Annotated in this window: 20 protein-coding genes; 12 read left to right on the top strand and 8 right to left on the bottom strand. The window is 63.8% G+C overall.

Annotation, left to right across the window (positions count from 1 at the left end; translation table 11 throughout):
* Window positions 1–62: 62 nt before the first annotated feature.
* The 4 genes from ftsA to IEX85_RS13340 all read right to left on the bottom strand — a co-directional run bounded on the left by ftsA (window position 63) and on the right by IEX85_RS13340 (window position 4,245).
* Window positions 63–1,316 (bottom strand): cell division protein FtsA, encoded by a 1,254-nt coding sequence (gene ftsA / locus IEX85_RS13355; RefSeq protein WP_188861109.1) that lies wholly within the window; start codon window positions 1,314–1,316, stop codon window positions 63–65.
* A gap of 416 nt (window positions 1,317–1,732) precedes the next feature.
* The gene (locus tag IEX85_RS13350) at window positions 1,733–2,374 is read right to left on the bottom strand and encodes a gamma-glutamylcyclotransferase family protein (RefSeq protein WP_188861108.1); all 642 of its coding nucleotides are present in this window, start codon (window positions 2,372–2,374) and stop codon (window positions 1,733–1,735) included.
* A complete protein-coding gene (locus IEX85_RS13345) occupies window positions 2,371–3,879 on the bottom strand; it encodes a DNA recombination protein RmuC (RefSeq protein ID WP_229721912.1) in 1,509 nt (502 codons plus the stop codon). Before IEX85_RS13345 ends, IEX85_RS13350 begins: the two co-directional genes overlap by 4 nt.
* Before the next feature lie 6 nt (window positions 3,880–3,885).
* On the bottom strand, window positions 3,886–4,245 hold the full coding sequence (locus IEX85_RS13340; RefSeq protein WP_229721911.1) for a hypothetical protein: 360 nt from the start codon (window positions 4,243–4,245) through the stop codon (window positions 3,886–3,888).
* 305 nt (window positions 4,246–4,550) lie between these two features.
* On the opposite strand from IEX85_RS13340, the gene IEX85_RS13335 reads away from it, so the two are divergent.
* Window positions 4,551–5,600: a potassium channel family protein gene (locus tag IEX85_RS13335; protein ID WP_188861106.1), complete on the top strand. Its 1,050-nt coding sequence runs from the start codon at window positions 4,551–4,553 to the stop codon at window positions 5,598–5,600.
* Window positions 5,601–5,849: 249 nt separating this feature from the next.
* A complete protein-coding gene (locus tag IEX85_RS13330) occupies window positions 5,850–6,488 on the top strand; it encodes an O-methyltransferase (RefSeq protein ID WP_188861105.1) in 639 nt (212 codons plus the stop codon).
* A gap of 274 nt (window positions 6,489–6,762) precedes the next feature.
* Here the strand turns inward: IEX85_RS13330 and IEX85_RS13325 are convergent, their stop codons facing one another.
* From IEX85_RS13325 to IEX85_RS13315, 3 genes are all read right to left on the bottom strand, one after another.
* Window positions 6,763–7,359, bottom strand: a complete 597-nt coding sequence (locus IEX85_RS13325) for a DUF3501 family protein (protein WP_188861104.1) — start codon at window positions 7,357–7,359, stop codon at window positions 6,763–6,765.
* Between the two features lie 25 nt (window positions 7,360–7,384).
* A complete protein-coding gene (locus tag IEX85_RS13320; protein ID WP_188861103.1) occupies window positions 7,385–8,725 on the bottom strand; it encodes a heterodisulfide reductase-related iron-sulfur binding cluster in 1,341 nt (446 codons plus the stop codon).
* A gap of 198 nt (window positions 8,726–8,923) precedes the next feature.
* On the bottom strand, window positions 8,924–9,343 hold the full coding sequence (locus tag IEX85_RS13315) for a rubrerythrin family protein (protein ID WP_188861102.1): 420 nt from the start codon (window positions 9,341–9,343) through the stop codon (window positions 8,924–8,926).
* Window positions 9,344–9,490: 147 nt separating this feature from the next.
* Between IEX85_RS13315 and IEX85_RS13310 the strand changes: the two genes are divergently transcribed.
* The 10 genes from IEX85_RS13310 (at window position 9,491) to IEX85_RS13265 (ending at window position 18,963) form a co-directional block, all read left to right on the top strand.
* Window positions 9,491–10,426: a hydrogen peroxide-inducible genes activator gene (locus IEX85_RS13310; RefSeq protein WP_188861101.1), complete on the top strand. Its 936-nt coding sequence runs from the start codon at window positions 9,491–9,493 to the stop codon at window positions 10,424–10,426.
* Window positions 10,427–13,078: an intermembrane phospholipid transport YdbH family protein gene (locus IEX85_RS13305; protein ID WP_188861100.1), complete on the top strand. Its 2,652-nt coding sequence runs from the start codon at window positions 10,427–10,429 to the stop codon at window positions 13,076–13,078.
* A gap of 44 nt (window positions 13,079–13,122) precedes the next feature.
* Window positions 13,123–13,320 carry a YnbE family lipoprotein gene (locus IEX85_RS13300; protein ID WP_188861099.1) on the top strand — a complete coding sequence of 66 codons (198 nt, stop codon included), beginning with the start codon at window positions 13,123–13,125 and terminating at the stop codon, window positions 13,318–13,320.
* 10 nt (window positions 13,321–13,330) lie between these two features.
* Entirely contained in the window at window positions 13,331–13,666 is a 336-nt protein-coding gene (locus IEX85_RS13295; protein ID WP_188861098.1) for a YdbL family probable chaperone protein, read from the top strand.
* Between the two features lie 116 nt (window positions 13,667–13,782).
* Window positions 13,783–14,307: a disulfide bond formation protein B gene (locus IEX85_RS13290; RefSeq protein ID WP_188861097.1), complete on the top strand. Its 525-nt coding sequence runs from the start codon at window positions 13,783–13,785 to the stop codon at window positions 14,305–14,307.
* Window positions 14,308–14,309: 2 nt separating this feature from the next.
* Window positions 14,310–15,347 carry a lipid A deacylase LpxR family protein gene (locus tag IEX85_RS13285; RefSeq protein WP_188861096.1) on the top strand — a complete coding sequence of 346 codons (1,038 nt, stop codon included), beginning with the start codon at window positions 14,310–14,312 and terminating at the stop codon, window positions 15,345–15,347.
* Between the two features lie 131 nt (window positions 15,348–15,478).
* Window positions 15,479–16,591 carry a Glu/Leu/Phe/Val family dehydrogenase gene (locus tag IEX85_RS13280; RefSeq protein WP_188861095.1) on the top strand — a complete coding sequence of 371 codons (1,113 nt, stop codon included), beginning with the start codon at window positions 15,479–15,481 and terminating at the stop codon, window positions 16,589–16,591.
* A gap of 76 nt (window positions 16,592–16,667) precedes the next feature.
* Complete coding sequence (locus IEX85_RS13275; RefSeq protein WP_188861094.1) at window positions 16,668–17,597, top strand: 2-hydroxyacid dehydrogenase; 930 nt, start codon at window positions 16,668–16,670, stop codon at window positions 17,595–17,597.
* A gap of 128 nt (window positions 17,598–17,725) precedes the next feature.
* A complete protein-coding gene (gene cbpA, locus IEX85_RS13270; RefSeq protein WP_188861093.1) occupies window positions 17,726–18,667 on the top strand; it encodes a curved DNA-binding protein in 942 nt (313 codons plus the stop codon).
* Window positions 18,664–18,963, top strand: a complete 300-nt coding sequence (locus IEX85_RS13265; protein WP_188861092.1) for a chaperone modulator CbpM — start codon at window positions 18,664–18,666, stop codon at window positions 18,961–18,963. The genes cbpA and IEX85_RS13265 overlap by 4 nt, the downstream gene beginning before the upstream one ends.
* On the opposite strand, the gene IEX85_RS13260 is transcribed toward IEX85_RS13265, so the two are convergent.
* Window positions 18,960–20,336: a diguanylate cyclase domain-containing protein gene (locus IEX85_RS13260; protein WP_188861091.1), complete on the bottom strand. Its 1,377-nt coding sequence runs from the start codon at window positions 20,334–20,336 to the stop codon at window positions 18,960–18,962. The genes IEX85_RS13265 and IEX85_RS13260 overlap by 4 nt on opposite strands.
* Window positions 20,337–20,455: the final 119 nt, after the last annotated feature.

Below are 20,455 nucleotides of genomic sequence, written 5' to 3'. Positions count from 1 at the left end.
GACAGCGTGTCGTTAACGTCCGTTTGACTGCATCTTTCAACCGCGGGCCTTGCACCCGCACTTCAATAGTTGCCCTGGAACCAGGCCTTCATGCGCTCTACGATCCCCGGCCCCTGCCGCGCCGGCAGCACAGCTTCGGCACGCATGCCGCTATCCGCCGCGTCGCTGGTATCGAGATTCTGTCGTGCGTAGAGCAGGAGCCCCATGCCGGTGGCATAGATGGGATTCTGCAGGATATCGTCCATGCCATGGACGCCCTGCGGACAGGACAGCCGCACCTGCGTATGGAAGATTTCCTCGGCCAGCTCCACCGCCCCCTCCATCTTGGAAGTACCGCCGGTGAGGACGATGCCGGATGCCACCAGATCCTCGAAACCGCTGCGCCGCAGTTCCGCCTGGATGAGTGTGAACAGCTCGTCGTAGCGCGGTTCGACGACTTCGGCCAGGGCCTGGCGCGACAGGCTGCGCGGCGGTCGCTCGCCGACGCTGGGCACCTTGATAGTCTCGTCGGCGCGGGTCAGCTGCGCCAGCGCGCAGGCGTACTTGACCTTGAGCTCCTCGGCGTTCTGGGTCGGGGTGCGCAGTGCCATGGCGATATCGCTGGTCACCTGATCCCCCGCCACCGGTATGGAACTGGAAAAGCGAATGGCGCCGCCGGTGAATACCGCGATGTCGGTGGTGCCGCCGCCGATATCGACGAGGCAGACGCCGAGTTCCTTTTCGTCATCGGTCAGTACCGCATAGCTCGAGGCCAGCGGCTGCAGCACGATGGCGTCGACATCGAGGCCGCAGCGGCGAATGCACTTGTCGATATTCTGCACCGCGTTGATCGACCCGGTGACCAGATGCACCTTGGCTTCGAGGCGCACGCCGGACATGCCCAGAGGTTCCTTGATACCCTCCTGGCTGTCGATGAGATATTCCTGCGGCAGTATATGAATGATTTTCTGATCGGCCGGAATCGCCACCGCCCGGGCGGCGTCGATAACCCGCTCCAGGTCCTGTTCGGTGACTTCTCTTTCCCGCACCGCGACGATACCGTGGGAATTAAGGCTGCTGATATGACTGCCAGCGATTCCCACCGTGACCGAATGCACTTTGCAGCCGGCCATCAGCTCGGCTTCTTCCACTGCACGCTGAATCGAATTGACGGTGGCATCGATGTTCACCACCACGCCGCGCTTTAATCCGTTGGATGGGTGCGAGCCGATACCGACCAGTTCAAGACGGCCGCTCGCACCGACTTCGCCGATCAGGCAGACCACCTTGGATGTGCCAATGTCGAGCCCGACGATCATATTGCTTCCGGTTGCCATCTTGCCGTCTTCCGAATAATTAGAGGTAAGTTCTCAGGGGTCCTTGCAATAAATAAGGCAAGTTATGCGCCAACTTCCATCGCTCGGAGGCGAGCTGACGCCACAGCAAGAGATTGGAACAAAATGTACAAAAAAACAACAATCCCCGCTACTTTTTATCGGCAAACTTTTGCCCCCATTTAGCAAAAAACGTTGCCGATCAGGCGGATAGGTTTTGCCACTGCGGCAACATCCGCCCTCATCCCCGCGTTTTTAATCAAAAAGTTTCAGAGCGGAAAATTAGAAAAAATCAAAATTAAATCTTGATTATTCTCGAATATATCAATATTGAATTTTGATTAATCGCCGCAATAATCAAAAATCAATCTTGATATAAACCGCCCTTCCTGGGCCGCTGAAACCGGGGTGGGCGGCGGTCAGTCGTTTCGATAGCCGTAATCGCTGTCAACGCTCATAAAGTCATGCGCCGAGGTCTGGCGACGGGCCAGGTAGTCGCGCAGACTGGTTTCTCCGTCGGCAAGAAAGCTGCTGTCGAGAAAGTTGTCGAGTATCCCCGGCCCCTGTTCCGCCGCGGCACGCAGGCAGAAACTCAGGTAGCGGGGAAAGGGTAAAATATCGTCACGCCAGAGGGGGCCGCGATAATACTGCCCGACGCGGCGGTGATATTCCGCCTCGGTAATGCATTTATTAAGACGATATTCCGCGTCGCTGTAGCGCGTGCAGATACGTCCGCGGCTGCGGCCCCCATCGGCTTCGATGACATCCACTTCTATCCATCTAAAGCGGTGCTCGCGCTCGTAGAGCTGGAGAAACTCGTCGTCCGGGCAGTCGAAAGCCGCGCAGACGATCTCGCAGCCGGCGGCGGGTTCGGTGGCGCAGGAGGCGATTTCGAGGCTGTCCTCACTGGCGCCGTGACGGCTGAAAAACACCACCCCGACCTTGTTGAATATTCGGCGATATCCCGGCACCCGCACCAGGCGAAAACGCTCGAGGCCCGGTACGGTTTCCCGCGCCGACGCCTCGGACAGCAGCGAACCGTAACCCAGCACCGGGATCACGCATCACCTCCATTCAGACCCAGCGTCTCCTCGTCTTCTTCCTCTTCCTCGTCAAGGGTCTCGGCATGGCGCGGCAGCGGCTTCTTGCCGACGGCGCCGAGGCGATGCAGCGCCGCTGCCTGGCTGACAAGGCTGCCACGGCCGCTGGTCAGACGTTTGTGCGCCAGTTCCCAAGCCTGATGGCCGCGTTCCAGATGGCGGCCGATATCGTCGACGGAGTCGACGAAGCCGACGAACTTGTCGATCAGCTCGCCACCGCGGCGGGCGATTTCCTGGGCGTTGCGATTCTGATACTCGTTGCGCCAGATATGGTTGATGGTGCGCAGCGTCACCAGCAGCGTGGTCGGACTCACCAGAATGATATTGCGCTCGTAGGCGTAGCGCATGAGCTCGGGGTCCTGCTCCAGCGCCAGCAGAAACGCCCCCTCGATGGGAATGAACTGGAGCACGAAGTCGAGACTGCGCACGCCCTCCAGGCCCTGATAGGCCTTGTCGCCAAGACCGCGCACATGGTTGCGCAGCGACTGCAGATGATCGCGCAGCAGCCGCGCCCGCTCGGCGTCGTCCTCGCTGGAGCAATACTGCTCGTAGGCCGTCAGGGACACCTTGGCGTCGATGATGACATCCTTGTTGTCCGGCAGGCGCACGATCACATCGGGCTGGTAGCGCTTGCTGCCGTCGTTGATCGACACCTGCATCTCGAACTCGTGGCCGGCGCGCAGCCCGGAGGACTCCAGTACCCGCGCCAGCACGACTTCGCCCCAGTTGCCCTGGGTTTTGCTCTCGCCCTTGAGCGCCCGCGTCAGGTTGACGGCGTCCTGACTCATCTGCTGGTTGAGCTGCTTGAGATGATGAATCTGTTCCGACAGCGCCCGCCTGTCCTTCGCTTCGCGGTCGTAGACATCCTCGACACGACGCTTGAAGTCGCCCAACTGCTCGCGCAAGGGCGTCAGCAGCTGCCCTATACTGTCGCGATTGCTGGCGCTGAAGCGTGCGGACTTTTCGTCGAAGATACGGTTGGCGAGATTCTGGAACTCGGTTTTCAGCTGATCCCGCGCTTCGGTCAGCAGCCGGAGTTTTTCCTCCTGCGCCTGCCGTTCGACTTCGGTACGACTTTCCAGCTCCACCAGCTGTTCGTTGCGCCGGCCCAGCAGCTGCTGGGCCGAGTCGAGCGAGCGCTCCAGATCGGCATTTTCCTGCTCCAGCCGCTCCAGCTGATGCACCCGCTCGACCAGTTGCGCCCGCGCCAGCTCCAGTTGCCGCGCTTCGCGGTCGCGCTGTTCGAAACGCTGCTGCCACTGGGTCTGATACGCACCGGCTTCGGTCACGCGCGCCTGCAGCTGTTCCTGCTGCTGCTGCAGCAGCGCCAGCTCCTGCTGGCTGGCGTGCAAGCGCTCGAGGTCACGGGCGCGGCGCTGCCCGGCCCAGAGCAGCGTCACGAACAGCGCCAGCAGGGCGCCGGCGGCGGCGCCCGCCAGCAGGCTCAGCGGATCGAGCATCGCCATAACGTCTTACCAGTAATGATAAAGCGCAACGAGGGATGCCAGCACCAGCGGCAGCATCAGGAACAGGCTTCTGGCCGGCCCCAGCAGGCGCTGAACCAGCGCGATATGCACCACAGGGAAGGTCACGATCAGACAGAGCACCGGAATCCACCAGTCGAGCTGGCGCAGGCCGTAAGCCATCGAGAAGATCAGCCCCACCGCACCCAGGTTGCCGATCATCACCACGCTGACCAGGCCATTGCGGGTCTGGGCAATGGGCGGCTTGTCAGCGTCAGGCAGCTTGTTGATCGTGCCGGCGCTGAGCGCCGCCGACATCGAAACGAAACCTGTCAGCAGAAACAGAACGAGAGGATCCAAATGAAACACTCCTGTGAATAAGTCTTGTCTGGCCCGCATTGTAAGGGATTTACCCCAGGCACCCCAGTCTTGTTGCCCACCGGACACGGACACGACCTTTGGCTAATGGTTCGGCCTGAGGCATCAGGTTACCTTCTGTTGCGGGCAAGGGCTGACCGGCGGGTTCCGGCAATCTCTCCAGCCCGTGGAAGTTAAACTTCCTTTGCCGCATCGCCGATCCGCACCAGCAAGACCCTCGGCGATGCGGTTTCTTCTCTTGCTCCCGCCCAGTTGCTAACATCCTTCGCCAGACCAAACCGAAAGGCCGGAAACGGATGCCGCTGATCAAACGCCTGCGCAAACTGATCTATCACCACTTCAAGGACCTGAAATGGCAGGGTCTGCTGCTATTGCTGACCGTTTACATTCTGGTCAACTGGCTGGTGCTGCGCATTATCGGTGAAACCGCCCTTGCCGGTCCCGACTACCTCTACTGGCTGCTGGTCACCGCATCCACCGTCGGCTACGGCGACCTGTCGCCACAAACCGGCGCGGGCAAACTCTATACCGCCCTGGTCATTATCCCGTTCGGCCTCGGGCTCTTCGCCATGACCGTCGGCAAGATCGCCGCCTTCAGCGCCTACCAATGGAGAAAAGGGCTTATGGGCCTCAAAGACCTGAACCTCAGGGATCATATCCTGGTCATCGGCTGGGACCCGGAGCGGACACCGCATCTGCTGCGTCTGCTGAGGATCGAGACCGAACAGCACCATCAGCGCACCCTTTGCCTGTGCGCCAGCGCCGACATCGAAAACCCGATGCCCGGCGAGATCGAGTTCGTCCGCGTCTCGGCCTACAACGAAGGCGCCGAGATGGACCGTGCGTGCATCGAGCAGGCGTCGCGTATCATCATCGACTGCGCCCGCGACGACAGCACCCTGGCCGCGGCGCTGTACAGCCACAGCCGCAACCCCGATGCCCACACCATCGCCTACTTCCGCGACGAGGCCCTGGCGCGGCTGCTCAAGCACCACTGCCCGAATATCGAGTGCACGCCGTCGGTGGCGGTGGAACTGATGGTCAAGGCCGCCATGGACCCCGGCTCCAGCGCGCTGCACCAGCAGCTGCTGACCGCCGCCGAAGGCATGACGCAGTATGCCATCCGCTATCCGCAGGGATTGCCGTCGCTGCCGATCCGCCAGCTGTTCGTGCCGTTCAAGGAACGCTATCAGGCAACGCTGATAGCCGTCGACGTAGAGGCCGACGGCCAGCCCGAGGTCAATCCCGAACTGGACCTTGAGATCCATGCCGGCTCGCTGATCTACTACATCGCGCCGCAGCGCATCCGCGAATTCGACTGGGCGAGGCTGACGTCCGGCCAATAACTGTACAGTCGGCAGGTTTGATTCCCGTCATACCTGGCAGTTGCTGCGCTCAGGGTGCCCGACATCACACACCGTAGGGGGCCCTGAGCGAAGCGAACGGCACCGTCGATAGCGGCACGTTTCGCTGCGCTCAAGGTGCCCTACAATCGCCGCCCGGGGGACATGCCGGCCGGCAAGGGACAAGGGACCCGGTTACGGAAAGATGGTAATATATGGCCCCCCCTTTTTGAACGAACCGCCTGCGCCGCCATGACCGACTTCCTCGTCAACGAAGCCATCGAAGACTACGCCTTTCTCAGCACCGGCAAGGAGCCTGCGCTGCTGCAGGAGCTGATCGACGCCACCAATGCCAATATGGGCTGGCCGCAGAAGCTGTCGGGGCGCCTGGTCGGCCGCACGCTGAAAATGCTGACGGCGCTGGCGCAGCCGAAGGTGGCGCTGGAGATCGGCATGTTCACCGGCTATTCGGCGCTGTCGATCGCCGAGGGCATGCCCGCCGACGGTCGTCTGATCTGCTGCGAAACCAACCCCCGCGCTATCGAGTTCGCCCAGGGCTTTTTCGACCGCAGCGAACACGGGCACAAGATCGAGGTGATTTTCGGCCGCGCGCTGGACACCCTGGAAACCCTCGACCTGGAGCTGGATTTCAGCTTTATCGACGCCGACAAGCGCAATTACCTGGAGTACTACGAGCGCGTCAAGGCGATGACCCGCCCCGGCGGCCTGATCGTGCTCGACAACGTCCTCTGGTCGGGCAAGGTGCTGCAGCCGGAATCGGAAATCGACGATACGCTGGTGGAGCTGAACCGGCGCATCGCCGCCGATCCGGAGGTGGAGAACATCTTCCTGACGGTGCGCGATGGCATCAACGTGGTGCGCAAGCTCTGATGTAGGAGCGGCGTAGCCAAGCTTACGGGCACTTCCCCGCCGCGAAGATACCTGGGCAAGACTGGGGTGCTTCGCTCGCCTGTAGGAGTTCGCTCCGCGAGCGAATTACCACAGCCGGGAAAGGCACCCGAAAAGATCGCCCGCGGAGCGGGCTCCTACAAAAGCATGGGAGCGGCGCACCCAAAGGTCACCCGCCCGCCGCGACTGGAATCGCAGGCTACCCGGCTACCCGACCCGGTTCTACTCTTGTTCGCCGCGAGGCGCGGCTACAGGCTCAGTGCGCGACCGGGGTCAGGTCGCTGACCAATGCGCGACGCAGTTCATCGCTCAGTTCTTCGGGGCCTACGCGGTAGGCCGGGTGATCGACGCCGGCGCGGATCACTGCACCGGCGCAGGCCGCGCCGACCATCTCCGGCGTCAGCTCGAAGCGCAGGAAGTGCACGCTCGAGGTCTTGTCCTCGGTGCTGCGCTCCATGTCCTCGTCGGCCACCGGCATCACGGGCTCGAGATCACCGACCTGCAGCCAGACCCGATGCTCGATTCCCACCATCTCCGCCAGACGGCGGCGGCGCTCCTCGACGTCGGTGTACTCGATCATCATCGTCGCCTTCCAGTTGGCGCCGTCCGGGATCAGCGGATTGTAGGCGTCTAGCTCGTCCTGGATCTCCTGTGCCTCGAACAGCTTTTCGACCCGCAGCATCTCCTGGATCTGGTAGCGGATGGTGGTGCTGTCCTCGAAGAACAGTCGCAGGTGCTCGCCCAGCGCCAGCTGGCGCACACGCTTGTGCGCCATGGCTTCGGCACGGAATTCGTTGCGTCGCTGGGCGTAGACCTCCAGCGACCAGAGGTCGTCCCGGGTCAGTTTCGTCATCTTGCTTTCCTCGTACTTCAGGAGGTCAGATACCGTAGGCCTTGCGCAGCAGCGCCATCGGCGATTCGGGCTCGTCGACTTTCTCGCTCAAATTGGCGACGTGGGTCGCCGCCATCGGGCAGTCGCTGGCGAAATGATCGGCTTCCTGCTGGTCGACCTTGCGCACCACGGGACGCGCGATCTTGACCGACTTGTCCCGCGTTTCCACGCGCACGGCGTAGGTGCCGTCATGCCCGGAGCAACGCTCCAGAGCCTGCACCCGGGTATCGGGAACAAGCTGCAGCACATCGCGTGTCTTCAGGCCGATGTTCTGCACCCTGAGGTGACAGGCCACCTGGTAGCTGATATCGCCGAGCCCCTGCCGGAAGTCGGTGTTCAGCTCGCCGCCCTTGTAGCGCAGCCAGAGGTACTCGAAAGGATCGAAGAAAGCATCGCGCACCTTGGCGACCTGAGGATCGTCCGGGAACATCAGCGGCAGCTCCTGCTTGAACATCAGCACGCAGGAGGGCACCGGCGCGATCAGGTCGTAGCCCTCGTCGACCAGCTTCGCCAGCACCGGAATGTTGGCCTCCTTCGCCCGCGCCACCGACTCCAGATCGCCGATTTCCAGCTTCGGCATACCGCAGCACTGCTCCCGCGGCGCCAGTTCGATCTGAATACCGTTGTGCTGGTAAACACGGAAAATATCCTCGCCCAGATCCGGCTTGTTGTAGTTGCCATAGCAGGTGGCGAACAGCGCCACTTTCCCGGTGGTGCCGTTGACGGCTCTGGGCGTCAGCGACTGCTGAAGCTTGGCCACGCGCTTGCGCAGCGTCTTGCTGTGGTATTTCGGCAGCGGCGCCTCGTGGTGGACGCCGAGACTCTTCTCCAGCATGCCGCGAAAGGCGGCATTGCCGTTCATCGCGTTGACGGTGACGTCCACCAGCGGAATCGTCGCCAGCTTACCTACCCGGTCGGTGCTGGTCAGGGTGCGATCGCGAAACGAGGCGCCCTGTTCGCGAAAACGCTGCGCCTTGGCACGCAGCATCAGGTGCGGGAAGTCGACATTCCATTCATGCGGCGGTACGTAGGGGCACTTGGTCATGTAGCACATGTCGCAGAGGTAGCACTGGTCCGCAACCTTCATGTAGTCGGCCTTGTCGACACCGTCCACTTCCATGGTGTCGGACTCGTCCACCAGGTCAAACAGGGTCGGAAAGGCGTCACACAGACTGACGCACCGGCGGCAGCCGTGGCAGATGTCGAACACGCGCTCGAGCTCGGCATCGAGCGCGGCCTTGTCGTTGAACTCCGCCGACTGCCAATCGATGGGGTGACGCGTCGGCGCTTCAAGACTGCCTTCGCGAGCTGACTTGCTCTGGCTCATCCTGATCTCCCTTTGCTTTCACTGCTCAGTACCCGCCGGGCATCTCGGACATCGCACGTTGCGATCGCAGCGAATCGTGCCCTTTGAGAACGGTGCCGGTGGACGCCCCCCTGCTGCGATAACAGGGTTCACTGCGCTTGCCGGCACCCGTTGCTCACCGGCGCCGGGCGCCGATGCATGAAGCCTCAAACCGCCGGATCAGCTATCCAGCCCGTCCAGTGCCTTCTGAAAACGGTTGGCATGGCTGCGCTCGGCCTTGGCGAGGGTCTCGAACCAGTCGGCAATTTCATCGAACCCCTCGTCACGCGCGGTTTTCGCCATGCCCGGATACATATCGGTGTACTCATGGGTTTCACCGGCGATGGCCGACTTCAGGTTGGCGGCGGTCGCACCGATCGGCAAGCCGGTCGCAGGATCTCCGACCTCTTCGAGATATTCGAGATGACCGTGGGCGTGTCCGGTCTCGCCTTCGGCGGTGGAGCGGAACACGGCGGAAACATCGTTGTAGCCTTCGACATCCGCCTTGGAGGCGAAATACAGGTAACGGCGATTGGCCTGGGACTCGCCGGCAAAGGCATCTTTCAGGTTCTGTTCGGTTTGCGAACCTTTGAGTGACATGACGCACCTCCTGCAGGTGTGGATCTGATGTTTGCTCATGAAAGGGCCCGGCGCTGCGAACACGCAGCAGGCTCCCTGGTTAAAAAGTAGGCACGCGACTAGAATCTGTACAATAGATAGATTGGATAGTGACGATCGAAAAAACCGATGAGCCACCCCCCTACGCTGAAACAGCTCAAGTACCTCTGCGCGGTTGCCGAACACCTGCACTTCGGCCGTGCCGCGCGCGCCTGCTATATCTCGCAGTCGACCCTCAGCGCCGGCATCCAGGAGCTCGAGGAGCATCTAGGCGTGCTGTTGCTCGAACGCAACAGCAAGCGGGTGCTGCTGACCGAGGTCGGACGGGAGGCGGTGGTTCGCAGCCATCAGATTCTCAATGCCGTCGACGACCTGGCGGCGCTGTGCGAACGTTCGGCGCTGCCGCTGAGCGGCCGCATGCGTCTGGGCGTGATACCGACCATCGCCCCCTACCTGCTGCCCCGCCTGTTGCAGCGCCTGCGCGCCGAACACCCCGAATTCCAGCTGTTCATCCGGGAAGACCTCAGTCAGCACCTGGTCGACGCCCTGCATCAGGGCGAACTCGACCTGCTGCTGCTGGCGATTCCCTTTCCTGCCGACGGCGTCGAGAGCCTGCCGCTGTTCGACGACGACTTCGTGCTGGCCTATCCGCCGCAGCACCCGCTGGGCCGCATCGCCCAGCTGCACAGCCGCGATCTGCGCGGACAGGATCTGTTGCTGCTCGAGGAGGGACACTGCCTGCGCGGGCATGCGCTGGCCGCATGCCGCCTCAACGCCAGCGACCTCTCGGTGCCATACCAGGCCACCAGTCTCAATACGCTGGTGCAGATGGTCGCCAACGGCATCGGCATCACGCTGCTGCCACGCATGGCGCTGGACACGCCGATACTCGCCGGCACCGGCATACGCACCCGGGCCTTTGCCGAGGACGGTGTACGCCGCACCATCGGCCTGATGTGGCGCCGACAGGCCGCCCGCAGCGAGGAGTTTCGGCTGCTCGGTGAATTTATCCGCCAGCACGGAGTCACTCCCACGGAAGGCCGTACCCCATTGAAGGATTCATGAATGCGCCGAGGACTCTGGCTGCTGATACCCCTGCTGCTGCTGGCGCTGCTTTACGCAGGCCTGCCCGCGCTGGCGGGCTTCGTTGCGGTGCGCTGGCTGGAGAGCCGCGGCTTCGAGCAGCCTCAGCTCGAACTCGAGTATCCGGGCTACCGCCAGCTCAGGGTATCGCTGCTGGCCTTTGGCCAGCACAGCGAGGGGCGTCACGTCGAACTGAGCGGCACCTCGGTGGAAATCGGCTATGACCTGCCGACACTGCTGTTCGAGCGTCGCCTGTCCTGGGTCCGGGTGCCCCGCATCGAGCTGAGCGTCAGCGACAGCGCCTCGAGCGCCGGCCGCGGCCAGCTCGCACTGGCGCCACTGCTGCCAGCCGCCTGGCTGTCACTGGCACCGGCCGACCGTATCCAGGTCGGGCAACTGCAGTTGATCTACAGTGCGCCGTCGCAGCCGGCACGCCAGCTTCGCGGCAACATTGATCTCGAGAACGGCATCCTTCACAGCCGCCTGCAGCTGTTCGAGGACGACAACGCCAGAGCCCGGGCGGACCTGGAACTTGGGCACGACACCTTCGACCTGAGGCTGCTGCAGCACAGCGCCCCCGTCCTGGCCGCCAGCGGCCGGTTCCGAATCGAAGGCGAGCGGCTTGCAATCGAGCTGGAGCAGCGGCTCAGAATCGATCTTGCCCAGCAATGGCAACGCCACTGGCTGCCGGCGCTCCCCCCCTTGCCGGACCTCCGCGGCGAGCTGCAAACCCGGGGCCGGCTGAGCCTGCCGCTGACGCTCGAGCTGGCGGACCCGCACTGGTGGCACGACCTGGAACTGCAGCAGACCCTCAGCGGCGACCTTTCCGCCGAGCGGCCACTGCCGACACTGAAAGGTCTGCACCTGCCGCTGAGCACCCGGCTGCACCTGCAAAACGGCCAGGCTTCGCTGCAACTGCCGGCCGGCAGCAGCGTCCGGCTCGAGCAGCTGGAGGTGGCAGACTTCGCGCCGGTCGACAGCAGCCTGCGCCTGCAATCCGACGTCCGCCTGGCAGCCGACCTCGACGCCCTGTCCGCAGGTCTCCCCGCCATTCTGAAAGTCTCGCCGCTGCAGCTCGAGCTCAGGGTCCCGCCGCTCGAAAAGGCGCAGGGCACACTGCGACTGAGCCCGCTTCAGCTGCATCTCGACCGGCTGGAACCGAACCGGGTTGCCGGTACCATCGAGCTGGACAGTCTCGACTGGCAGGACGGCGGGGACTCGCCGGGCATTCATCATCTGAGCGCAGGCTTCGAACTGCATCGCAACGAGGCTCAACTCGAGCTGCAGCTGTCCGAGGGCAGCGAGGCAAAACTGCGGCAAATACCGCTGCCGCCGTTCGCGCCGCTGGATGCGGCAATCAGGCTGACGTCACCCCTGCACCTTGGTACCGGTATCGACGACCCGCTTCCCGGCCTGTGGCTGAAGCCGGCTGCGCTGGAGCTGTCACCGGAGCCCCTGCAGCACCCGGACGGTATCCTGCGACTGAGCCCGCTGCGCCTCAGGCTCGAGCGGCTGGAGCCGGCACAGCCTGCGGTCAGCGCCAGCCTCGACATCGAGCGCATCGCCTGGCAGATGCCCGGCCGGCGGCTGCCGACCGCCTCGCTGCAGAGCCGCTTCAGTCTGGAAGGCGAGACGCTGTCGGGCCGCCTCGAGCTGCAGCTCGACGACCCCGAACTGCGCCTGCAGGCCCGCGCCAGCGGCACGCTGGAACCCTTTGGCGGCGATCTCTACTGGCGGGCGACGCCGCTGCCGCTCGAGCAGAGCGAACGGCTGTGGAACCGCTATTATCCGCCTGCACCGCCGGAACTCACGATCACCAAAGGCCTTTTGTACAACGAAGGCAGCGCCAACTGGACCGAATCGGGGCTGGCGCTGCGCTTCGACCAGCGCATCGAAGACCTGTCGGCAAGCTGGGGTGCGATCGGCATCGAGGGCGGCCACTGGCAGGCGCGCACCCTGCGACGTCGCAGCGGCCGCCTGGAGCAGACCGGCAGCCTGCAGGTGGCGCTGCTTGACGCCGGTTTCCCGATCGAGGCGGCCGGCGCCGACTACCGCCTCACACAGTTACCGGGGCAGGCACCGGAGCTCAGACTCGACCCGCTCCGGGCACAACTGCTCGGTGGTTCCCTCGGGATCGATTCAGTTACGATAAATCCCCTCTCGCCCAGACTGGAAACCCGGGTAAGGTTGCAGCAGGTGCGGCTGTCGCGGCTGCTGGAGCTGCAGCAGCAACCCGGACTCAGTGGCGAGGGTCGGATCGGCGCCGAACTGCCCGTACGTCTCGATGACGACGGCCTTAGCATCGACAACGGCCGCATCCACAACGAGAACCCGGGCTGGATCAGATTCTCGCCCGACGACGGCGTTATGGCGCTGGGTCGCTCCAACCGGGGCATGGCGATGGCGCTGCAGGCGCTGGAGAACTTTCATTACGACGAATTGTCCGCGAGCCTTCGCTACGCGCCCGATGGTACGGCGCAGATGAATACCCGACTGCGGGGTCACAACCCCAACTGGAACCGCGGGCAGGCGGTCGATTTCAGTATCAATATCGAACAAAACCTGCTCAAGCTGCTGCAGACACTGCAGTTCACCGATCAATTGACGGAATCGATCGAGAAACGCTACCGTTGAGACGCCCGCGACAGGGACGTAAAAGGCCCGGAGGATTCAGGATCATGGCTACACACCGACTGACCATTATCGCGTTTCCGGCGGCTCTGGCCCTGCTCGCCGCCTGCACCCCGACGGTCCAGGTCGCGCCGCCCAGCGAACCGATCACCATCAACCTCAACGTCAAGATCGAGCACGAGATTCTGGTCAAGGTCGACCGCGAGATCGACGACCTGCTCGAAGAAAACAGCAACCTGTTCTGAGGACGCCAGCATGAAACAGAGACTCAAACGCCTGCTGTCGGTCGTCGCCCTGGCCCTGCTGGCGCTGCCCGCCTGGGCGCTGTCCCTCGACGAAGCCAAGGACAGCGGACTGGTGGGCGAACGCAACAACGGCTACCTCGGCATCGTGGTCGACAACCCCGGTGCCGACGTCAGATCACTGGTCGCCGACATCAACCGCAAGCGCAAGGCCGCCTACCAGGACAGCGCCCGAAGCGCCGGCGTCGACCTGCAGGTCATAGAAGCCCGTATCGGTCAGCGCTTGCAGAACAAGGCCAAACCCGGACACTATATCGAATCGGGCAACGGCGGCTGGCGGCGCAAATAGCCGCCGGCGCCTGCAGCCTGGCGGACCTGGACGATCGCAGCACGACGATCGGCACCAGGTTCGACAGGCTACCGGACCCGAAACCGAGACTCAGGACGCCCTGCTAAGGACCCTACGTGATTCCCAATCCCGACAACGCCGGCCTGTCGTACCGGCTCATCAACTTCATCGGTCTGGTGCTGTGCGCCGGTACTCTTGCCTTCGCCGTGCTCTACATGCAGGGCGAACTGGGCCTGCAACCCTGCCCGCTGTGCACTCTGACCCGGGTGATTCTGCTCATCATGGCGGCCATTTTCCTGATCGGCTGGCTGCTCAATCCACGGGCCTGGCTGCAGCGTCTGTTTGCCGGCTTCAACCTGCTGCTGGCAACCGGGGGCATCGCCGCGAGCATCCGTCAGGTCTGGCTGCGCACCACCCAGGACCTGCCGGCCTGTGCCCAGCTCGACGACGCCATGCTCAACGGCGGCCCCGGCATGCCGTCGCTGGCCGATACCTTTCGCGGCATCGGCGAATGCGCCGACAACGGCTGGCAGGTGCTGGGGATCGACTGGCCATACCTGACGCTGGCCCTTTTCGTGATTCTGTTCGTGCTGCTGTGGCGGCAGCTGCGCAAGCGCGCGCGGCGCAGTTACTTTTCCTGATCATGCGCCAGTTGCCGTATCGGGCGATACTGCTGGCGGCGCTGCTGCCGTCGGCGGTCCAGGCCGCCGACGACAGCCCCTGGACCTTCAGCTTTTTCCTCGAAAACGACCTCTTCGCCGAGACCGATCGCCACTACACCAACGGCGTGCGTTTCTCGGCGGTATCGCCGGATATCGACAACTATCTCTATGATCCCCGCCTGCCCCAATGGGTGCGCGAGGTCAACGACTGGTTCGAACCCTTCTACCCGGTGCCCGAGTCGCGCAGCGACGAGATACACCGCAATATCGTGCTGACCGCCGGCCAGCTGATCTACACCCCGGAGGATATCGACCGCACCAGCCTGGACCCGGACGACCGCCCCTACGCGGGCTGGCTGTACGGCGGTGTCGGTTACCACGCCAAGACCCGGGACAAGCTCAATTCGGTGGGGCTGAATTTCGGCGTCGTGGGCCCCGCGGCGTTGGGTCAGGAAGCCCAGGACCTGGTCCATGATCTGCGCGGCTTCGACAAGTTCCAGGGCTGGGACAACCAGCTGGAAAACGAACCGGGGCTGCAACTGGTATACGAGCACAAGAGCCGCCTGCGCAACCTGCCCGGCGGCTCGCCCTGGGGCTCAGACCTGATCTGGCACGCCGGCGGCAGCCTCGGCAACGTCGCCACCTATGTCAACGCCGGCGCCGAGTTGCGCGCAGGCTGGCAACTGCCGGATGACTTCGGTACCTCGGCACTGCGCCCCGGCGGCGACAACAGCGCGCCCGGACGGCGCGACCCGCGCATCAACGGCGGTTTCGGCGTCCACGCCTTCCTGTCGCTGGACGGGCGCTGGGTTCTGCGCGACATCTTCCTCGATGGCAATACCTGGCGCGACAGCCATTCGGTCGACAAGGAACCGCTGGTCGGCGAAGCGGCCTACGGCGTTTCCGCGGTCTACAGGCGCTGGAAGGTATCCTACGCCCAGGTACGACGCAGCCGCGAGTTCGAAGGCCAGGCCAAAGGCAACAGCTACGGCTCGTTGTCGATCTCGTACAGCTACTGAGGTTAGGGGTTAGGGGTTACGGGTTACGGGTTACGGGTTACGGGTTACGAGTCACCTGTCACCCGTAACCTGTCACCTGTAACCGCCAAAAGCTGCTTTACTAAGGGAACGAAAACCGCGAGAGCAGACTGATGGACCTCACCTACACTGGCGGCGACCACCTCGGCCCGACACGGATCATTCAGGTTCGCGAACCCGGTATCGGCCTGGAGGGCCTGCTGGTCATCGACAACGTCGCCGCGGGTCCGGCCATTGGCGGGCTGCGCATGGCGGCGGATGTGAGTCTGGCGGAATGCGCCCGGCTGGCGCGAGCCATGACGCTGAAGAACGCCGCAGCCTCGCTGGCCCATGGCGGCGCCAAATCGGTTCTGGTGGGCGACCCGAAAATGCCCGCCGCGAACAAGGAGCGCCTGATCCGGGGCTTTGCCACGGCGCTGCGGGACTGCCGCGACTACATCGTCGGCCCGGACATGGGCACCGATGAGAACTGCATGGCCTGGGTACAGGACGAGACCGGCCGCGCCGTGGGCCTGCCCGCCGAGCTCGGCGGCATACCGCTGGATCAGCTCGGCGCTACTGGCTGGGGACTGTTCCAGGCGATCCGGGAAGCGGCGGCCGACTGCGAACTCGACCTCGATGGCGCCCGGGTGGCAATACAGGGATTCGGCGCCGTCGGACGCCACGCGGCGCGCTTCCTCGCCGCAGAGGGCGCGCGCATCGTCGCGGTCAGCGACTCGCAGGGCGGTATCGCCGACCCGGCCGGGCTCGACCTGGAGCATCTGCTGGCACTGAAACGTGACGGCCGCTCGGTAACCGAGATGACCCGCGGCACCCGGCTTTCAGGCGATGCGATCATCGACGTCGAGTGCGATATCTGGATTCCGGCGGCGCGGCCGGATGTTATCGACGAGCACAATGTCGACCGTCTGCGCACCCGCCTGCTGGCGGAGGGCGCCAACATTCCCGTGACCGACGCCGCCGAGGCCCGGCTTCACGAGCGCGGCATACTCGCCCTGCCGGACTTCATCGCCAACGCCGGGGGCGTTATCTGCGCCGCCATGGAATACCGCCACCTGAGCCAGTCGGCTGCGTTCGACGCCATCCGCGACAAGATCCGAAGCAACGTCCGGACCATGCTCGATAGCGCCGGCAGCGCCGGAATATCACCGCGCCAGGCCGCCTTGCGTCTGGCCGCGACACGGGTTGAGCGGGCGATGCGACTGAAACGCTGGTCGCTGTACTAGTCTACTGTTTCACCCTAATAGATACTGATAGAGCCCGCCAAGGGTGAAACAGTACACCAGGGGGGTAACCAGAACGATGAAAATACTCTTCCACGGTCAGGGGCTCGACAGTGACAGCTGGCTCGCGGGCATTCGCAGACAACTGCCCGACGCCGATGCCCGCTGCTGGAGCCGCAAGCTCGAGGCCGACTGGCAGGCCGACTATGCCCTGCTCTGGCATCCGCCCGCCGAGCTCTTCCAGCACCAGAAAGCGCTGCGTGCACTGTTCAACCTCGGCGCCGGCGTCGACGCCCTGCTGAGCCTGCCCGGCAGACCCGAGGAGATACCGCTGATCCGGCTGCGAAATGCCGGCATGGACCGCTGGATGAGCGAGTACGTGCTGTACGGCGTGCTGCACTTCGGACGCGATTTCGATCGCTACCGGATCCAGCAACAGCAGCGGCAATGGCATCCGCTGCAAAGCCGCCCGAGGCACTCGCTGAACGTCGGCCTGCTCGGCCTTGGCGCCATCGGCGCGGAAGTCGCAACAACACTTGCGCGCCAGGGCTATGCGGTCAGGGGCTGGAGCCGGGAGCCAAAGTCCATCGACGGCATCGACACCTATGCCGGCCGGGCCTGTCTCGACGCCTTTCTGGCCGGCTGCGATTTCATCGTCAACCTGCTTCCGGCAACCCGGGACACCCGGCACCTGCTCGATGCTGCCCGCCTTGCGGCACTGCCGGCGGGTGCCGTGGTCATCAGCCCGGGACGCGGCAGCACCCTGGATCAGGACGCACTGCTGGCCGCACTCGACGCCGGCCATCTGCGCGGCGCCATGCTCGACGTTTTCGCCGAGGAGCCGTTGCCTGCGGAACACCCGCTCTGGTCCCGGCCCGAGGTCATTGTCACGCCGCATATTGCCGCACCAACCCTGGTCGCAGAGGCACTGGAGCAGATCGCCGCCGATATCGAGGCCCTCGAAAAGGGCCGTTTCGTGCCCTATGTCAATGTAGAGAAGGAGTATTGAGCGGACAGTCAAAAGTTGCGAGTTACTAACGTTTCAGGAAGTAAACAGAAGAGCAGCCGTCAGCATGCAGGAAACGCGATCTGTAAACTGTTAGCTGTCCACCGTTTACTCCTCACTGGCGATTGACCATGGAATTCAAGGACTACTACAAGATTCTCGGCGTCGATCCGGATGCCGACAAGACCGCGATCAAGGCGGCATACCGCCGGCTGGCGCGGCGTTACCACCCCGATGTGAGCAGCGAGGCTGACGCCGAGGCGCACTTCAAGGAGGTGTCTGAAGCCTATGAGGTGCTGAAGGACGCCCAGAAGCGCGCCGAGTATGACGAGCTGCGCCGCTACGGACGCCATGGCAAGCAGTTCGAGCCGCCGTCGGGCTGGCATGCCTCGTCGGCGTTCGGCGGCGGTGACGCTTCCGGCGGCTTTTCCGACTTCTTCGAAAGCATCTTCGGTGGCGGCGGGTTCCGCGAGCGAACCACGCATCGCGGTGGTTTCAGCGCCCGCGGCCAGGATATCGAGCTCGAGATGCCGATCTTCCTCGAAGACACGCTTTCGGAAGAGTCCAAACCGGTCAGTTTCGAGGTCACCGAGCTGGACGAGCAGGGTCGCCCGGTGCGGCGCCGGCGCAAGCTCAACGTGAAGATTCCCGCCGGTGTGACCGACGGCGAGCGGATACGGCTCAAGGGCCAGGGAGGCGCCGGCCGTCATGGTGGCACCAGCGGCGATCTCTATCTGCGAATCCGCCTGGTACCGCACCCGCTGTACGATGTCGAAGGGCACAACCTCATCATCACGGTACCGCTGGCCCCCTGGGAGGCGGCGCTCGGCGCCCGCATCGAGGTGCCGACGCTGCACGGACGCATACAGCTGCGCATTCCGGCCAACAGCCAGACCGGACAGCGCCTGCGCATTCGCGGCAAGGGGCTGCCCGCACGCGGCCATCAGGGCGACCTCTACGCGGTGCTGAAAGTGGTCATGCCGCCGGATCATGACAGTCGCACCGAGGCGCTCTGGCGCGAGCTCGCCGAGGCCGCCAATTTTGATCCGAGAAGTGAATGGAGCCAACGATGACCCCTGTCCTGATCGAGCTGACCATCGAGGAGTTCACTCAGGCCACGGATTTGTCCCGCGACAGCCTGATGCAAATGGTCGAGGAAGGTATTCTGGTACCCGGCCAGAAGAGCGGCCAGTGGCGCTTCCAGGCCCAGTTGGTGGCCCGTGCCCGCCGCGCTTCGCGCCTGCACCGGGATCTCGGCATCGACTGGTCCGGTATCGCCCTGGCACTCGAGCTGCTGGACGAGCTGGAACAGACGCGCCGGGAAAACCGTCGCCTGCGCCAGCGACTCGGCCGCTTCCTCGAAGATTAGTCCTGTTCCAGCGCCGGCTGCAGTGCAGCCTGCGGTTCGGCCCCGGCTTTCACCTGTGCTTTCATGCAGTACATGCGGCTGTCCGCAAGCGCCATCAGCGTGTCGAGATCATCGGCCTCGTGCGGGAACAGTGCCCAGCCCATGCTGGCGCCGATTGCGATCTGGTGGCTCTCGCATGTCACGGGGACCGCCAGAGCGCTCCTGAGTTTATCGACGATGCGCTCCGCTTCCGCCTCGGTTCCGAGTCCGGGCAACAGCAACACGAACTCATCTCCGCCGGTCCGCGCCACGGTGTCGGAGGCACGCGATAACTTGCGCAGGCGGGCAGCGATCTCCAGCAGTACCAGGTCGCCGGCATGGTGGCCGTAGTTATCGTTGACCGGCTTGAAGCCGTTGAGGTCAAGGTAGCAGAGACAGAAATCGAGACGCCCCCGGCGTCCCAGTGCCACCAGCTGGCGGGCTCGCTCCAGCAGCAGGCGCCGGTTAGGCAGCCCGGTCAGCGGATCGCGGGTCGCACGTCGCTCGTAATTGCGGAAGATGCGCAGCATCTGCAGCAACAGCACCAGTATGATGAATAACAGGCCATAGGCGAGAACACGGACCCGCGTCGCGGCGACCTGTTCCTCGCTGTAATCCGGCTCGACGCCGAGCTGCCATCGATTGTGCTGGAAGGTCACGTCCTGGGTCAGGATATCCGGCCGGTCGAACAGCCCTACCGGGCCGAGAAACTGAGCCCCCTCGGCGCCCAGCCCGTCGATGCCGCGAATGGCCAGTGATGGCAGCGGGTTTTCGTCGAAAACCCCGGCCGCCTCGAGCACTCGGCTGACGTCGATGACGGTCGAAACGATGCCCCAATAGCGCCTGCCCTCTTCGGAATCGATGAATATCGGCGTGCGCGAGATCAGGCCGATACCGCCCTGAACCAGTTCCAGCGGGCCTGCCACCGTGGTGATGCCCTCCTCCATCGCCCGCTTCACCGCCGGCCACTGCCCGGATGTCTGACGGTAGTCCAGGCCAAGCACCTTCTCGTTGCCCTCCAGCGGATACACGTAGCGGATCACGTTGTCCGGCGCCAGGGCGATATTGCGAATCGGGGTGCTGCCGCGCAGCGTGTTTTCGGCCACCTTGTTGAACTCGTCACCGGTGATATCCGGACGAAACAGCAGCAGGGACGTAAGTCCCTGGGTGAAATACAGCACCGAGTTGAGTTCGCCTTCGAGTCGCGCCCGTAGTTCGGACAGACGCGCCTGGGACTCGCGGCTTTGCGCCTGCTGTACCCGGTCGGCGGCGAGCCTGGCAACATACTCGGTGACGACGATACCCCCGAGCATGACCAGCACGATACCCAGTACCGGCAAGAAGAGTTGACGCATCAGCGCCCGATTTCCAATACCCAACATGTCCTCAATCCGAACTGAGAGACTGCGTCGCGCGACTGCAGCCCCGCCTGGCTACGCTTCACGACAACTGGACGGCGGGCAACTCCGGCGCT

The organism is Marinobacterium nitratireducens, from assembly GCF_014645375.1.
Taxonomy (GTDB): domain Bacteria; phylum Pseudomonadota; class Gammaproteobacteria; order Pseudomonadales; family Balneatricaceae; genus Marinobacterium_A; species Marinobacterium_A nitratireducens.
Note: the sequence above shows the minus strand (reverse complement) of the source record. Positions and strands in the feature narration are given on the sequence as shown.

Coding starts and splice junctions, on each gene's coding strand:
- ftsA (WP_188861109.1), bottom strand. CDS start 1,316: ATGGCAACCGGAAGCAATATGATCGTCGGGCTCGACATTGGCACATCC.
- IEX85_RS13345 (WP_229721912.1), bottom strand. CDS start 3,879: ATGGCGATGCTCGATCCGCTGAGCCTGCTGGCGGGCGCCGCCGCCGGC.
- IEX85_RS13335 (WP_188861106.1), top strand. CDS start 4,551: ATGCCGCTGATCAAACGCCTGCGCAAACTGATCTATCACCACTTCAAG.
- IEX85_RS13330 (WP_188861105.1), top strand. CDS start 5,850: ATGACCGACTTCCTCGTCAACGAAGCCATCGAAGACTACGCCTTTCTC.
- IEX85_RS13325 (WP_188861104.1), bottom strand. CDS start 7,359: ATGACGAAACTGACCCGGGACGACCTCTGGTCGCTGGAGGTCTACGCC.
- IEX85_RS13320 (WP_188861103.1), bottom strand. CDS start 8,725: ATGAGCCAGAGCAAGTCAGCTCGCGAAGGCAGTCTTGAAGCGCCGACG.
- IEX85_RS13315 (WP_188861102.1), bottom strand. CDS start 9,343: ATGTCACTCAAAGGTTCGCAAACCGAACAGAACCTGAAAGATGCCTTT.
- IEX85_RS13310 (WP_188861101.1), top strand. CDS start 9,491: ATGAGCCACCCCCCTACGCTGAAACAGCTCAAGTACCTCTGCGCGGTT.
- IEX85_RS13305 (WP_188861100.1), top strand. CDS start 10,427: ATGCGCCGAGGACTCTGGCTGCTGATACCCCTGCTGCTGCTGGCGCTG.
- IEX85_RS13300 (WP_188861099.1), top strand. CDS start 13,123: ATGGCTACACACCGACTGACCATTATCGCGTTTCCGGCGGCTCTGGCC.
- IEX85_RS13295 (WP_188861098.1), top strand. CDS start 13,331: ATGAAACAGAGACTCAAACGCCTGCTGTCGGTCGTCGCCCTGGCCCTG.
- IEX85_RS13285 (WP_188861096.1), top strand. CDS start 14,310: ATGCGCCAGTTGCCGTATCGGGCGATACTGCTGGCGGCGCTGCTGCCG.
- IEX85_RS13280 (WP_188861095.1), top strand. CDS start 15,479: ATGGACCTCACCTACACTGGCGGCGACCACCTCGGCCCGACACGGATC.
- IEX85_RS13275 (WP_188861094.1), top strand. CDS start 16,668: ATGAAAATACTCTTCCACGGTCAGGGGCTCGACAGTGACAGCTGGCTC.
- cbpA (WP_188861093.1), top strand. CDS start 17,726: ATGGAATTCAAGGACTACTACAAGATTCTCGGCGTCGATCCGGATGCC.
- IEX85_RS13265 (WP_188861092.1), top strand. CDS start 18,664: ATGACCCCTGTCCTGATCGAGCTGACCATCGAGGAGTTCACTCAGGCC.
- IEX85_RS13260 (WP_188861091.1), bottom strand. CDS start 20,336: ATGCGTCAACTCTTCTTGCCGGTACTGGGTATCGTGCTGGTCATGCTC.